The organism is Actinoplanes missouriensis 431 (genome assembly GCF_000284295.1).
Lineage (GTDB): Bacteria > Actinomycetota > Actinomycetes > Mycobacteriales > Micromonosporaceae > Actinoplanes > Actinoplanes missouriensis.
This window is the reverse complement of the sequence record NC_017093.1, coordinates 1843955-1858526: the sequence shown is the minus strand read 5'-3', so window position 1 is coordinate 1858526 and position 14572 is coordinate 1843955. Positions and strand designations below refer to the sequence as shown.

The following is a 14572-nucleotide window of genomic DNA, read 5'->3' as shown; positions in this document are numbered from 1 at the left end:
AACACCGAGGGCGTACAACACCCCACCCGAGGAGCTTGCAGTGGAAGTGACCGGCTTCTTCACCGCCATCATCATCGGACTCATCATCGGCGCGCTCGGCCGGCTGGTGCTGCCCGGCAAGCAGAACATCTCGATCTGGCTCACGCTGGCGATCGGCGTGGTCGCCGCCCTGATCGGCACGTTCCTCGCCGCCGCGATCGGCGTCGACGACACCCGTGGCGTCGACTGGATCGAGCTGGCGCTGCAGGTCGGCCTCGCCGCGCTCGGCGTGTCGCTGGTCGCGGGCCTCCGTGCACGCCGCTGACACCGGCAAACCGTGCCGGGCCAGCACATCAGCCGGCCCGGCACGGTAGGTTCACGGACATGGCCCGGGTGCGTGCGGCTCTTTACCTCGATTTCGACAACGTGTTCAGCGGCCTGATCAAACAGGACCCGGACGTGGCCATCAGGTTCGCCAAGGAGCCGGCCGCCTGGCTGGCCCGGCTGACCGCGTCACTCACCGTGGACGGACCACGCCGCTGGCTGGTGGTCCGCTGCTACATGAACCCGGGCGGCTGGGTGCCGAACCCGGACCCCGAGGCCGGCCAGCCCCGCCTCTACTACTCCCAGTTCCGCCCGTTCTTCGTCAACGCCGGCTTCGAGGTGATCGACTGCCCGAGGCTCACGCACACGAAGAACGCCGCGGACATCCGGATGGTGGTGGACGCGGTCGACGCCCTGGCCGATCCGGTGGTCTACGAGGAATTCGTGATCGCGTCCGGCGACTCGGACATGACACCGCTGCTGGTCCGGCTGCGACGGTCCGACCGGCGTACCACGATCGTCTCGCCGTCGGACGCCGCCGAGGCGTTCGTCGCCGTCGCCGACCGTCTGATCACCAGCCAGGAGCTGCTCGAACTGGTGCAGGGCGAGCCGGTGGAGACCGACGAGGAGCCGCCGGAGGGCAGCTCGGGCGCGGAGGTCGCCGAGACGCCGGTCTCCTACGAGCAGTTCCGCGACCTGGTCCGCTGGCGTTACGACGCCGCCACCGCCCCGCTCAACCTCGCCTCGCTCGCCCACGACCTGCGCCGCCAGCTGGGCCCGAGCGTCGACGAGACGAACTGGTTCGGGTTCGGCGGGTTCGTCCGGGGCCTGGAGAGCCTGGGCCTCGCGCACGCCAAGTTCTCCAACCACTTCGTCTGGGACGAGAGCCGCCACGACCCGCCCGAGTCGTCCGGCGGATCCGGCCCCGCGCCCGAGCCGGTGGGCCGCCTCAGCGCGCTGCTCAGCCTGCCCCGCCTGCCCAAGGAGATGTGGCCGGCGGTCTACCGGGCGCTTGCCGACTACGCCGCCGAGCACCACTTCAACCTGACCGAGGCGACCCGCTGGGCCCGTGACCGCCTGGCCGAGCAGGGCGTCGACGTCAGCCGCGCCTCGATCGCCTTCGTCACCCGGGGCACCGCGTTCGGCGGGGCGCCGCTCTACCGCCAGCCGCCGCCGGTCGCCGAGGAGATCGCCACCGCGTTCGCGGACAACGTGCTGAACCGGGCCGAGGCCGCGTCGATCGCGCTCACCGACGAGGAGGCCGCGGAAGTGCGCGCCTGGCTGGGAGCGGATTCATCGGGTACGGCCTGATCACAGTCCCGTGAAGAGCCGGTCGGCAGCCGCCTCCCAGGACTCGACCAGGTCGATCGCGGCCGGGTCGCGCAGCCACTGGATCTGCAGGCCGTCCATCATCGCGATCACCTGGCCGGCCAGCGCCCACCGGTCCGCGTCACCGCCGCCCGGCGCGATCCGGGAGAGCATGTCCAGGGTGCGCCGCTGCCGCAGCTTGAAGTACCGGTAGGCCGGGTGGCCGGGCGCCAGCGACTCCGCCTCCAGCACCGCGAACAGCCGGACGATCTCCGGCTGTGCCGCGTTGCGCCGGACCAGCGCCGAGCAGACCTGCCGCAGGGTGACGCCGGGGCCCTCGGTCCACAGCTCCTCGGCGGTCACCCCGAGCTCGGCGGCGAGGGTGCGGGTGTCCGTCTCGTCCCGGTGCTCCAGGACCGCGACCAGCAGGTTGTCCTTGGAGCCGACGTGGTGCAGCAGGCCCGGCACGGTCAGCGTGCAGCCGTCCGCCACGTCCTGCATCGACAGCCCCCAGAAACCGCGCTCGGCGATCAGGCGGGTGGTGACCTCGATGATCTGCCGGCGCCGCTCGGCGGCCGGCAGCCGGGCCCGCTCACGGCGGATGGGCTGGGTTTTCACAGCGTCTTTCCTATCAGCAAACCCTTGCCGGGCCGGTCGGGGCGGGGCTATGTTTCCTCTCAGTTAATTACTTAGTAGGTACTAGGTAAGCCTCTTTCCCGGCGGGTCCGCCTCTCTCCAAGGGAGCCTTGTCTCATGTCTTCCGAGCTCAGCACCGCCGAGCAGGCGGCCGTCACCAGCGGCGGCGACTTCTGGCACACCAGCGCGGTCGAGTCCGCCGGTCTGCCCGCCGTCACCCTGACCGACGGCCCGCACGGCGTCCGCATGCAGGCCGCCGGCGGCGACCTGCTCGCCGGCGTCCCGGCCACCTGTTTCCCGCCCGCCGTCGCCAGCGCCTCCACCTGGGACCCGGAGCTGCTGCGCCGGATGGGTGAGGCGCTCGGCGACGAGTGCCGCGCGCAGGACGTCGCGGTGCTGCTCGGCCCCGGGGTCAACCTGAAGCGCAGCCCGCTCGGCGGCCGCAACTTCGAGTACTTCTCGGAGGACCCGATCCTCACCGGCGTGCTCGCCACCGAGTGGGTGCGCGGCCTGCAGAGCCGGGGCGTCGGCGCGTCGCTCAAGCACTTCGCGGTCAACAGCCAGGAGACCGACCGGATGCGGATCAGCGCCGACGTCGACGAGCGCACGCTCCGCGAGATGTACCTTCGCGCCTTCCAGCGGGTCGTCACCCGGTCCCAGCCGTGGACCGTGATGTGCGCCTACAACAAGATCAACGGGGTGTACGCGAGCGAGAACCGCTGGCTGCTCACCGAGGTCCTGCGCGACGAGTGGGGCTTCGAGGGCCTGGTCGTGTCGGACTGGGGCGCCGTGGTGGACCGGGTGAAGGCCATCGCGGCCGGGCTCGACCTGACCATGCCGGGGCCGGATGCCGCGGGCGACGCCACGCTGCGTGACGCCGTGGAGGAGGGACGGCTCGAGCCGGGTCTGCTGCGGGCGTCCGCCGAACGCGTACGCGCGCTGGTGGAGAAGGCCGGGCAACGGCCCGCCGGTGGGTATGACGCTGCCGCGCACCACGCCCTGGCCCGGGAGATCGCCGGCCGGGCGATCGTGCTGCTGAAGAACGAGGGCGACCTGCTCCCGCTGCCCGGCTCGGGCGTGTCGATCGCGGTGATCGGCGAGTTCGCCCGCACCCCGCGTTACCAGGGCGGCGGCAGCTCGCAGATCACGCCGACCCAGCTGGACGACGCGCTCACCCAGATCCAGGCCGCCACCAGCGCGGGCGTGACGTTCGCGCCGGGTTACACGGTCGAGGGCGCCGAGCCCGACGAGGCGCTCCTGGCCGAGGCCGCCGCCACCGCGCAGGCCGCCGACATCGCCGTGGTCTTCGTCGGCACCGTGCACGAGACCGAGGGCGCCGACCGTGACTCGCTCGACCTCCCGGCGGCGCACCTCGCGCTGATCGAGCGGGTCGCCGCCGCCAACCCGCGCACGGTCGTGGTGCTGTCCAACGGCGCGGTCCTGGCCACCAAGCCGTGGGACGAGTCGGTCCCGGCCCTGGTGGAGGGCTGGCTGCTGGGCCAGGCCGGTGGCAGCGCCCTCGCCGACGTGCTGTTCGGCCGGGTCAACCCGTCCGGCCGGCTCGCCGAGACGATCCCGCTGAAGCTGTCCGACCACCCCTCCTACCTGGACTTCCCCGGCGAGCACGGCCACGTGCGGTACGGCGAGGGCATCCACGTGGGTTACCGGGGATTCGACGCCCGCGAGCAGGCGGTGGCGTACCCGTTCGGTTTCGGTCTGTCGTACACGACCTTCGGCTACGGCGCGGCCACGGCCACCGCCACCGCGACGGGCGTCGAGGTGCGCGTCCCGGTCACCAACACGGGTCGCCGTGACGGGCGTGAGGTCGTCCAGGTCTACGTGTCGCTCCCCGGTTCCCGGGTGCGCCGCGCGCCGCGCGAGCTGAAGGCGTTCGCCTCCGTCGAGATCCCGGCCGGCGAGACCACCGAGGTCGTGCTCACCATCGATCGGGAGGACCTGGCCTACTGGGAGACCCGCCTGGGCCGCTGGGTCGTCGAGGGCGGCACCTACCACGTGGCCGTCGGTGCCTCCTCCCGCGACATCCGCTCCGAGGTGACGCTGGAGGTGCCCGCCGACGCGGCTCGGGTGCCGCTGACCGCGGAGTCCAGCGTGGGTGAGTGGTTCGCCGACCCGCGCGGTGCCGAGTTGCTGGGCGCCGCGTTCGCCGCCGCGACCGCCGATGCGGGCACCGAGGGAGGCCAGATGGCGGCTCTGACCGCCGACCCGGCCATGATGATGATGCTGGGCAGCCTGCCGCTGAGCCGCATGGCGACATTCCCGGGCAGCCCGTTGCGGGCCGGTCAGCTGGACAAGCTGGTGTCCGAGGCGAACGACTAGAGCGACGTCTCCCGGATTCAGGCGCGGGCGCGGGTCAGCAGCGCCTGGATCCGGGAAACCAGTTCCCGCGGGCTGAACGGTTTCGTCACGTAATCGTCGGCGCCGGCGCTGAACCCGCCCTCGACGTCCTGCTCCTGCACCCGAGCGGTCAACATGATGATCAGCATGTCGGCGGTGCCGGGCTCGGCACGCAGCGTCCGGCAGACGTCGATGCCGGACAGCCCCGGCATCGAGACATCGAGCACCGCCAGGGTCGGGTGATGCGCCCGTGCGGTTTCGACGGCGGCCTGCCCGTCTCCGACCGTGATGACCTCGAGTCCCGCCTGTTCCAGCTTGAACGCCACCAGATCGCGGATGTCGGCATCATCGTCGGCCACCAGGACCGTCGTCACGGCAGTTCCCCCCTCGACCCTTTTACCGGACGATATCGCGTTAATTCCGGCCCCGGAGCCGAACGCCTCGCACCGAAAAGCCCCAGCGCAACCCGGCGGCAACCGAGGAGCCCCGCCAATGCATCCCCAGGGCGATGTCCTGTACGGGACGACACATCGCGCTGATGAACGGCTGGGAGGACCCGATGAACGCGATTATCGACGACGTACGTTCCGAAGCGCTCTTCGCCTCGGACGTGCAGCGCTCACAGCAGCCGACTCCGGAGCTGATCCGGGCGGCGGTCACCGCCACGGTCGACCGGCTCGGGGAATCAGGCTGTGCCGAGCGGGTGGCACAGGAGTTCGGCGAGCACCCGGACTGCGCCATCGGCCGGATGCGGTGGGCGCGGGGAGCCGTGCAGATGGCTTTCGCCTGACACGCCCGGCACGGCAGGCCTGGCGCGCCCGGCACGGCAGGCCTGACACGCCCGGCACGGCGGGCCTGGCGCGTCGGGCGCGTCAGGCCGTAAGCTCTCCGCCATGCGCGCACAAATGATGTGGTGGCCCGCCTGACCGGCGGCCCACTTCCCGCGCGCTTCACAGCACACCGCGGCCGCCTCACTCGAGGCGGCCGTTTCGCATGTGCCGATCCTCGACCGGCGGCCCTCGCCGAGAAACGAGGACCACATGCCATTCGCTCTGCTCCACCGCGACGGCGCCGACCACGTCGAAGTGCTGACCGGAACCGTCGTGACGGCGGAAACGCTCGCCGCGATCCCTCTCGAACCGGGCCGGCCCGTTCTCGCGGTGATTCCGTTCCGCCAGATCGCCGAACGCGGTTTCGACTGCGTCGACGACGGGACACCGCTCGAATGCCTTCTCGTCGACTCGATCGAAAGACAACCGCTCGACGCTTTCCCGCCCGGCGACCTGACCGTGCGCGACGGCGGATTCGACATCAGCGACGACGAATACGGCACGATCGTGGAACGCGTTCTGCGCGACGAGATCGGCCACGGCGAGGGCGCCAACTTCGTCATTCACCGCACCTGGACCGGCACCGTCGACGGCGATCCGGTCGAGGCGGCACGGGCCGCGTTCGGCCGGCTGCTCGCCTCCGAGCAGGGAACCTACTGGACGTTCCTGGTGCACACCGGCACTCGTACGCTCGTCGGCGCCACCCCGGAACGGCATGTCAGCGTCGCCGACGGGATCGTCATGATGAACCCGATCAGCGGCACGTTCCGCAACGGCTCCGGCGACATCCTCGATTTCCTGCGCGACCCCAAAGAAATCGAAGAGCTCTACATGGTCCTCGACGAGGAACTCAAAATGATGGCCACCGTCGCCGAACACGGCGGCCAGGTCGCCGGCCCGTTCCTCAAGGAGATGGCCCACCTCACCCACACCGAATACCTGCTTGCCGGCCGCGGTTCCCTCGACGTGCGCGACGTGCTCCGCGAAACCATGTTCGCGCCCACCGTCACCGGCAGCCCCATCGAGAACGCCTGCCGCGTCATCGCCCGCCACGAACAGCGCGGCCGCCGCTATTACGCCGGGGTACTGGCTCTGCTCGACCACGATTCCGCCGGCCGGCAGACACTCGACGCGCCCATTCTGATCCGTACCGCGGAAATCGCCCCCGACGGCACCCTGCGCATTCCGGTCGGCGCCACACTGGTCCGGCATTCCACGGCCGCCGGCGAAATCGCCGAGACCCACACCAAGGCGGCGGGCATTCTGGGTGCCTTCACATCCGCTTCCCCTTCGGTACGGGAATCCGCGCAGTCCCCGGAAGCCGAGCGGTTGCTGGCCGCCCGCAACACCGATCTGGCCCGCTTCTGGCTCGACTCCCGGCAGCCCGGCGCCCTGGAGGTGCCCGCGCTGACCGGCCGGACCGCCGTGATCGTCGACGGTGAGGACACGTTCACCGCGATGCTCGCCCACCAGCTGAAGGCGCTCGGCCTGTCCGTCACCGTTGTCCCCTGGTCCGCGCCGGCGCCCCCGGCCGACCTCGTCGTGGTGGGTCCCGGCCCCGGCGACCCGGCCGACACCGCCGACCCGAAGATGGCGGCCCTGCACGCGCTGGTCCGCTCCCTGCTGGCCGCCGGCCGCCCGCTCTTCGCCGTCTGCCTGGGTCAGCAGGTGCTGGCGTCGGCGCTGGGGTTGCCGCTGGTCCGGCGGGATTCGCCCTACCAGGGCCTGGCCCGCGACATCGACCTGTTCGGCGCCCAGCGGCGGGTCGGTTTCTACTCCAGCTTCGCCGCCACCGCCCCGCCCGTCCCGTCCCCGCACCGGGGCCCGCTCGCCGCCGCGCACACCACGCCCGGCGCCCACGCCCAGCCCGGGTCCACCCCCGCCGCCCACGGCCAGCCCGGGTCCACCCCCGCCGCCCACGGCCAGCCCGGGTCGACTCCCGCCGGGCAGGACGGTTCCGTTTCACCGGCGCTGGCGGGGTTCGGCGCGGCCCGGCGGGTGGTGGCGTCGCCGCAGGGTGACGTCGAGCTGGCCTGCGACCCGGCGGACGGCCTGATCCACGCGTTGCGGGGCGCCCGCTTCGCCGGGGTCCAGTTCCACCCGGAGTCGGTGCTGAGCCGCGACGGCATCGACGTCCTGCGCGACTTGTTGACCCCATTGCTGTCCGACGTGGTTAGCCCGGTCGTGAACGGGTAGCGAAAGAGTGCCGGTGGTCCAAGGCGATCGAGAGCCTCACCTTGGGCCACCGGCCCCACCCGGGCCCACAGTGTGCCCTCACCGCCCCCGGACGCACGCCCACGGTGAGCCCTCAGCGGCCCGCGACCCGGGCACACGGTGAGCCTCCGCCAAGACCCCGACACACGGTGAGCGATAGACCGCCCCCGGGGTCACCGTGAGCCCTCATCGCCCCCGGACGGGCGCGACCGTGAGCCCGCATCGTCCCCGGACGGGCGCACACGGTGGTCTCTCCTCAACCCTGGACGGGCGCACACGGTGAGCCCTCCTCAACCCCGGACGGGCGCACACGGTGAGCCCTGGGCCGGGTGAGGGGCCACGGTGGGCTTTCAGCCTCGCTGAGCGGAGGCCAGGGCACACGGAGCCGATCGGTGCGACTTCATCAACGCCATAGCAGCGGTGAGGGCACATGCAACGGCAATGTGCGACTTCATCGACGCTGACCGGGACTAGTGTGCGACCCCATCCACGCTGCGGGTCCGCAGCGTGTGCTCTCGTCCACGCATCGTCCCGTCGACGGTTATCCACAGGCGCTCACCGGACCTGCCGCGCTGTCCACAGGGCGACCCAGGGCCGCACGAACTCGGGATGCTGAGGCCATGACCACAGCTCACGGCGCTCCGATCGCACGCATCCTGCAGCGCCAGCACGGCGTGATCTCCTGGCGACAGGCCCGCCGGCACCTCAGCGAAAGCGCCATCTGGCACCGCGTCGAGTCGGGGCGCTGGCAGCGCATGCATCTCGGCGTCTACCTCACCCACACCGGCCCCGTGACCGAGATAGAGCAGTGGTGGATCGCCAGCCTCGCCGTTGGCAACGGCCGTCCTGCGCTTCTCGCCGGCGTGACCGCCCTGCGAGTTCTCGGCCTGAAGACGCCTGGGTCACCTGGCGACGCCGGTCCCATTCACGTCATCCTTCCGGCTCGGTTGACCGACAAGGATCCGCCGTGGAACGTCGTCGTGCATCGCAGTCGCTACCTCTCCGACGCCGATGTCTGCCGGACCGGCGCGGTGCCGTGCACCACGCCCGGCCGCTCTCTGATTGACGCGGCGCAGTGGGCACTGACGGATACGGCGGCGATCACACTGGTTGCGGCTGCGGTTCAGCAGCGGGTTGCCGGGGTGGACGAGGCGGGGGTCGCGTTGCGGGCTCGGCGGCGGGTCCGGCGGCGGCGGGTGATCGCGGCGGCTCTCGCGGACGCGGGTGGGGGTTCCGAGTCGGCGTACGAGGTGGAGTTCGTGCGGCTGTGTCGGCGGGCCGGGTTGCCGGAGCCGGCTCGGCAGGCGGTGCGGACGGATCGGGCGGGGCGGAGGCGGTACCGGGATGTGTTCTTCGAGCCGTGGGATGTGCACGTGGAGATCGACGGGTCGCAACACATGGAGGTACGGGGTTGGTATGCCGACATGCGATCCGGCAACGAGGTGGCGATCAGTGGGGTGCGGCTGCTCCGCTTTCCGGGCTGGGCGGTCCGGCACCGCCCGGACGAGGTGGTCGCCGACGTCCGCGCCGCGCTGACCGCCGCAGGCTGGAGCGAAGCTCGGCCCCGAGCCGCCTGACCGCCGCAGGCTGGCGCGAAGCCCGGCACCCAGCCGCCTGACCGCCGCAGGCTGGAGCGAAGCCCGGCACCCCACAGCCTGGCCGCCGAGGACCATCGGCGCGGCGCTGGAAAGGCTGAGGCCCCGAGATCCGGACGCGAACCCGCAGCGCCGGTCATTCTTCGAGGTGACACCGGGACACCGCTGACCTCGGGCGGGTTTGCCGGCGCCGGCCGGCGGGCAATCCGCACGGCGTTGCACGACCGGCGAAGAGCACGACCGGCGAGGAGAGAGAGCCTTGGCTGAGCCGCACGTCACCCTGGATCCGCGTTCACTCAACCCGGTGGAGGAAAAGCTTCGCGGTCCGCTCGAGGACCAGCTCACCTCCGCCCTTCACGCCGCCACCGTCAAGATCGAGCAACAGTACGCCGGGGAGAGCGTCGAGCAGGTCACCGGCATGCTGCTCGAACAGGCGAAGGCAGGCCTGCACCCCGACATCGCCGCCGGCTTCCACCCGGACGACGAGCAGCTGCGCCACGTCGCCGAGGCGATCGTCGCCCGCGCGGACACCCGCCAGCTGCAGTAGAACAAAAGCCGCGGTGAAACAAAGCCGCGGTAGAACAACAGCCGCAGCAGACAGATCAGACCACCGAAACGGCCGGGCCGCTGACAAGCGACCCGGCCGTCTCACCCCCGCGACCTACGACAGAGCTGTAGCGGCATCCGTCCAGGTGGAGTCGTCCTTCACGTCGGCCAGCTTCAGGCCCTTCAGGACCTTCGTCATCTCGGCGTCCGACAGACGACCCTCGCTCGCGACCTGGATGCTCACCTTGCCGTCCGGGCTGCGGTGCGTGCAGAACCCGTTGCCGCACTTGATTTCGGTGGTGCCGGTGGTCTGGTTCGAGTTCTCGGCCGGCACCACGAAGATCTCGAAGCTGTTCGGCAGGTTCGCCCCGTCGACGCCACCGTACGGCTCGATCAGACCGGTCGTGGCCGGCGGCTTGTTCGAGAAGATCGCGCCGCCGTAGTCGCCCTCGCGGGCCGCCGCGATGCCGTTGAGGCCGGACATGGCATGCACGCCGAGCTCTACCGGCTGGTATCCGGCCGGCACGTAGTCGAGCGTGAACGGCAGTGTCGCCTTGGCCGGCTTGGCGGACGGCTTCAGACCGCTGACGATCTTCTGCATCTCCTCGGCGGACGGGTCGTCGTCACCGTTCGAGTGGGTCTCCAGCACCGCGTACGCGTTGTCGGCGTACTCCCACGCCAGCGCCCGCTGGGCCATCCCACCGTGGCCGGGACCAAAGGTCTGGTACGCCTTCTTGCCGTCCACGGTGAGCTGCTTCGCCCCGGAGAGCTTGGCCGGGTCGAACGCGCCGGGCCGGTAGAGCACCAGGTACGCGTAGATGATCTTCTCCGGCTCCCCGGCGCGCGCCTTGCCCTGCTTCCTGAGCTCGAGGTTCTTCGCCATCTCGGCGGCTTCCTCGTCGGTGACCGAACGGTCGTTGGTCTTCCGGCCGTCGAGGTACACCGACGCGATCTGGTACGACGTCGACGCGACGATCGGCGCCGCCACCTTCCAGCGGCCGACCTCGAACGCGTCGAACGTGAACGTGAACGGGTCGTCCGGGAACTGCCAGTTCGCCACCGGCGCGGCGTTGACGGCCGGAGCGGCGGCGGGCGGGGCGACTGTCTCCCCCGTACCCCGGGAAAGGGAAGGAAGGGCGACCGCGGCGCTCACCGCGACCACCGCGAGGGCCGCGCCCGCGCCCGCGAAACCGGCCCGGCGGCGGCGCTGCACACGACGACCCTTGCCGACGATCTCGTCGATCGTGTTCCGGTCCGGCGGAGCGTCGGACGTCGCCAGATCCACCACCTCATGCAACCGCACGGGTCAACTCCTCGATGTTCGCGACCTGAAGGTCGATTCTCTCGGCGGCCAGCACCTCGCGCAGGCGGCTGAGACCGCGCGATGTCTGGCTCTTGGCGGTGCCGACGGAGATTCCCAGCACCCCGGCGGTCTCCTCGAGGCTGAGCCCGAGGTAGTACCGGAGGATCAGAGCGGCGCGCTGCTTGCGGGGCACGGCGCGCAGAGCGACCTGAACCCGGAGGCGCTCGTCGGTTGCCGCAGCCGGGTCACGCTGCGCGATGTCCGGCATTTCGTCGCCCGCGGAGCGTTCCCGGCGCCATGGCCGGCGTGTCTCGTCGACGGCGGCCCGGTACACCATGGTCTTGGCGTACAGGTCCGGCCGGTCGAGCTTGCGCCAGCGCGGGTAGAGCTTTGCCAGGGCGGTGGCCACGGCGTCCTCAGCCGTGTGCCAGTTGCCGCAAGTCAGGTACGCCAATTTGCGCAGCGGCCCGAGCTGGGCGGCGACGAACTGGCGGAACCCTTCCTCTTCCTCGGCGTTCAAGATCGGCTACCTCCTTCGACGGGTGTGGAACGGTGGCAGCCGTCGAGAAGGTTGCACGCCGAAGCGAAAAATTTCTACCGATGCAGTTCGAAGATCAGATCGACGACCAGGGCCGTCCATCCGGTCTGGTGCCAGGCGCCCAGCCCGGCTCCGTTGTCCCCGTGGAAGTACTCCGGGAAGACGACGAGATCCTTCCAGTCCGGATGGGTCTGGAAGAGCTCGGTCGCCCCATAGATCGGCCTTTTTCCGGACTCATCGGGCAGGAACAGCGCGATCAGTCGTCGCGAGAGATCATCGGCGATCGCGCCGAGTGGCACCTTCACGTGCGAGCCGGTCGGGTACTCCGCCTTCAGGTCATCACCGTAGAACTCGGCGAACTCCCGGAGGGCCTGGACCAGCAGATAGTTCACGGGCATCCAGATCGGCCCGCGCCAGTTCGAGTTGCCACCGAACAGGCCGCTGGTGCTCTCGGCCGGCTCGTAGCCGACGGTGAAGTCGGAGCCGCCCAGCGAGACGGTGAACGGTTTCTCCAGGTGGGAGCGGGAGAGCGTACGTAACCCGTACTCGGAAAGAAACTCCTCGGGATCGAGCAGACGCGCCAGGATCCGGAGAAGCTGGTCCTGACCCACCATGCTCAGCAGCCGCTGCTGCCGGCGGTCGGCGCCGCCCAGACGCCGGGCGCTGATCACGTCGCCGTAATCGCGCTGGGTGTGCAGCATCCAGCGCACCCGAGAGTTGACGCTCGGTAGCCGGTTCAGTGTCTTCGAGGTGAGCCGGGTGGTGGCCGCGAGCGGCAGCAGGCCGACGATCGACCGGGCCTTGAGCGGCACCTTGTGGCCGTCGGGCAGCCGCAGCACGTCGTAGAAGAAGCTGTCCTCGTCGTCCCAGAGGCCCTGCCGGTACGCGGCCTCCGCGATGTACGTGAAGTGCTCGAAGAACTTGGTGGCCATGTCCTCGTACGCGGCGTCGTGCAGCGCCAGGATGATCGCCATGTCGAGCAGGTTGAGGGCGTACATCGCCATCCAGCCCGTGCCGTCGGACTGTTCCAGCACACCGGCGACCGGCAGCGCGGCGGACCTGTCGAACGGGCCGACGTTGTCCAGGCCGAGGAAGCCGCCCTCGAAGACGTTGTTGCCGCCGACGTCCTTGCGGTTCACCCACCACGTGAAGTTGAGCAGCAGCTTGTGCATGACCCGGGACAGGAAGTCGTGGTCCTTCGACCCGTCGATCTCGAAGACCCGCAGCGCCGCCCAGGCGTGCACCGGCGGGTTCACGTCACCGAACGACCACTCGTACGCCGGGATCTGGCCGTTGGGGTGCATGTACCACTCGCGGAGCAGCAACAGCAGCTGGGACTTCGCGAAACCGGGGTCGACGCGGGCGATGCTGACGCAGTGGAAGGCCAGGTCCCAGGCCGCGTACCAGGGGTACTCCCACGGGTCCGGCATGCTGATCACGTCGAAGCTGTTCATGTGCCACCAGCCGTTGTTGCGCCCGTAGCGCCGGCCCGGTGGCGGTGGCGAGTTGGCGGGGTCGCCGACCAGCCACTGCTTCACGTCGAAGTGGTAGAACTGCTTGCCCCACATGAGCCCGGCGATCGCCTGCCGGGCGACGGATTTCTCCTCGTCGGAGGCGGCGGACGGGATCACCTCGTCGAAGAAGTCGTCGGCCTCGCCGTGCCGGGCCCGCATGACCGTGTCCCAGTCGGCTCCAAGATCACCCACGGCATCCCCCTGAGTGAGCCTCAGGCGAATTGTCCGTGTTTCCCCCGGCCGTAACGTCAGCTCATAGTGCAGTGCGCCCTTGGTGCCCAGGCCCGCCGGATTCACCGTCGGCATGCCGTGCAGCAAAAAGTCATTAATACCGTCCTTGGGGTACGGGCTGCGGCCCGGCAGTCCCCACAGACGCTGCGAGTTCGTCTCGTTGTCGCACATCAGCGCCGCCGGTGCGCCCTCGCCCACCAGGGTCAGGTCGCCCAGCGACTTGTGCGTCCCGGCCAGCCGCCCCGGCGTCCCCTCGATCACCGGCGCGGTCCGGTTCGGCATGCCCCACGACCAGGTGTTACGGAACCAGAGTGTCGGCAGGACGTGCAGGGTCGCCGCTTCCGGCCCTCGGTTCGAGACCGTGATCGCGATGCAGACGTCATGCGTCGACGCCTTCGCGTAGTCGACGGTCACCGCCCAGAACCGGTCGTGGTCGAAGATCCCGGTGTCGACGAGCTCGTACTCCCCCTCGTTGCGGGAGCGCTGCCCGTTCACCCGGACCAGCTGGTCGTAGGGGAACTCCTCCTGCGGGTAGTGGTAGCGCCAGCGCATCCACGAGTGGGTCGGCGTCGAGTCCTGGTACCACCAGTAGTCCTTGGCGTCCTCGCCGTGGTTGCCGCCGTCGCCGCCGAGACCGAACATCCGCTCCTTGAGGATCGGGTCCTTGCCGTTCCAGAGGGCGAGAGCGAAGGCGAACGTCTGCCGGTCGTCACAGAGTCCGGCCATGCCGTCCTCGTTCCACCGGTACGCCCGGGAGCGCGCATGGTCGTGCGGGAAGTAATCCCAGGCGGTGCCGTGCTCGCTGTAGTCCTCACGGACCGTGCCCCAGGCCCGCTCGGCCAGGTAGGGACCCCACGCGCGCCACGGCTGCTCACCGGAGTCGGCCTGCGCCAGGCGGTCGCGCTCCGACACGTCCGTTCTCACCCCTCAACCCTCATTCTGCCCCGGAGTCGATCACACTGAGACTGTCACAGTCCATGTGTCAAGCGAGGAGCGTTTGCGTTGCCCGCTGTGCGCCCCGTCATCTTCCGGACCCCGGGCCGGCGCTCGATGCGACGACGAATGGCTCGTACCCGACGGTACCGGGGGCTACGCCACACCTACGGATCCGCCGGACTGACCAACGGCAACCGGGTACTTCCCGGTTCGCACCCGAAAAACAACCCGGCCTGAGAATGCTTGCCAGGTGCAGGGTGATG

At 70.2% G+C, this 14572-nt stretch carries 12 protein-coding genes; 7 read left to right on the top strand and 5 right to left on the bottom strand.

Translation table 11 applies throughout. The features are described from left to right. The first annotated feature begins 40 nt into the window (after nucleotides 1–40). Together AMIS_RS08640 and AMIS_RS08635 are read left to right on the top strand one after the other, a co-directional pair. Nucleotides 41–304 carry a GlsB/YeaQ/YmgE family stress response membrane protein gene (locus AMIS_RS08640; protein WP_014441835.1) on the top strand — a complete coding sequence of 88 codons (264 nt, stop codon included), beginning with the start codon at nucleotides 41–43 and terminating at the stop codon, nucleotides 302–304. 59 nt (nucleotides 305–363) lie between these two features. Further along, complete coding sequence (locus AMIS_RS08635; protein ID WP_014441834.1) at nucleotides 364–1614, top strand: NYN domain-containing protein; 1251 nt, start codon at nucleotides 364–366, stop codon at nucleotides 1612–1614. Here the strand turns inward: AMIS_RS08635 and AMIS_RS08630 are convergent, their stop codons facing one another. Next, nucleotides 1615–2229 (bottom strand): TetR/AcrR family transcriptional regulator, encoded by a 615-nt coding sequence (locus AMIS_RS08630; RefSeq protein ID WP_014441833.1) that lies wholly within the window; start codon nucleotides 2227–2229, stop codon nucleotides 1615–1617. It lies immediately after the preceding gene. A gap of 135 nt (nucleotides 2230–2364) precedes the next feature. Between AMIS_RS08630 and AMIS_RS08625 the strand changes: the two genes are divergently transcribed. Continuing rightward, the gene (locus AMIS_RS08625) at nucleotides 2365–4584 is read left to right on the top strand and encodes a glycoside hydrolase family 3 C-terminal domain-containing protein (RefSeq protein WP_014441832.1); all 2220 of its coding nucleotides are present in this window, start codon (nucleotides 2365–2367) and stop codon (nucleotides 4582–4584) included. Between the two features lie 17 nt (nucleotides 4585–4601). Here AMIS_RS08625 and AMIS_RS08620 read toward each other — a convergent pair whose 3' ends face one another. Next, the gene (locus AMIS_RS08620) at nucleotides 4602–4976 is read right to left on the bottom strand and encodes a response regulator transcription factor (RefSeq protein WP_014441831.1); all 375 of its coding nucleotides are present in this window, start codon (nucleotides 4974–4976) and stop codon (nucleotides 4602–4604) included. Between the two features lie 185 nt (nucleotides 4977–5161). Between AMIS_RS08620 and AMIS_RS08615 the strand changes: the two genes are divergently transcribed. The 4 genes from AMIS_RS08615 (at nucleotide 5162) to AMIS_RS08600 (ending at nucleotide 9788) form a co-directional block, all read left to right on the top strand. After that, nucleotides 5162–5392 (top strand): hypothetical protein, encoded by a 231-nt coding sequence (locus AMIS_RS08615; protein WP_041830627.1) that lies wholly within the window; start codon nucleotides 5162–5164, stop codon nucleotides 5390–5392. A gap of 250 nt (nucleotides 5393–5642) precedes the next feature. Beyond that, entirely contained in the window at nucleotides 5643–7628 is a 1986-nt protein-coding gene (locus tag AMIS_RS08610; protein ID WP_051041871.1) for a chorismate-binding protein, read from the top strand. A 638-nt stretch (nucleotides 7629–8266) separates the two neighbouring features. Next, the gene (locus AMIS_RS08605; protein ID WP_014441828.1) at nucleotides 8267–9223 is read left to right on the top strand and encodes a type IV toxin-antitoxin system AbiEi family antitoxin domain-containing protein; all 957 of its coding nucleotides are present in this window, start codon (nucleotides 8267–8269) and stop codon (nucleotides 9221–9223) included. A 277-nt stretch (nucleotides 9224–9500) separates the two neighbouring features. Then, the gene (locus tag AMIS_RS08600; RefSeq protein ID WP_014441827.1) at nucleotides 9501–9788 is read left to right on the top strand and encodes a hypothetical protein; all 288 of its coding nucleotides are present in this window, start codon (nucleotides 9501–9503) and stop codon (nucleotides 9786–9788) included. Between the two features lie 114 nt (nucleotides 9789–9902). On the opposite strand, the gene AMIS_RS08595 is transcribed toward AMIS_RS08600, so the two are convergent. The 3 genes from AMIS_RS08595 to AMIS_RS08585 form a co-directional block, all read right to left on the bottom strand. Beyond that, complete coding sequence (locus tag AMIS_RS08595) at nucleotides 9903–11090, bottom strand: hypothetical protein (RefSeq protein WP_041829632.1); 1188 nt, start codon at nucleotides 11088–11090, stop codon at nucleotides 9903–9905. Then, nucleotides 11077–11610: a SigE family RNA polymerase sigma factor gene (locus AMIS_RS08590; RefSeq protein WP_014441825.1), complete on the bottom strand. Its 534-nt coding sequence runs from the start codon at nucleotides 11608–11610 to the stop codon at nucleotides 11077–11079. Before AMIS_RS08590 ends, AMIS_RS08595 begins: the two co-directional genes overlap by 14 nt. A gap of 74 nt (nucleotides 11611–11684) precedes the next feature. Continuing rightward, entirely contained in the window at nucleotides 11685–14297 is a 2613-nt protein-coding gene (locus AMIS_RS08585; RefSeq protein ID WP_014441824.1) for an MGH1-like glycoside hydrolase domain-containing protein, read from the bottom strand. Between the last annotated feature and the right edge of the window lie 275 nt (nucleotides 14298–14572).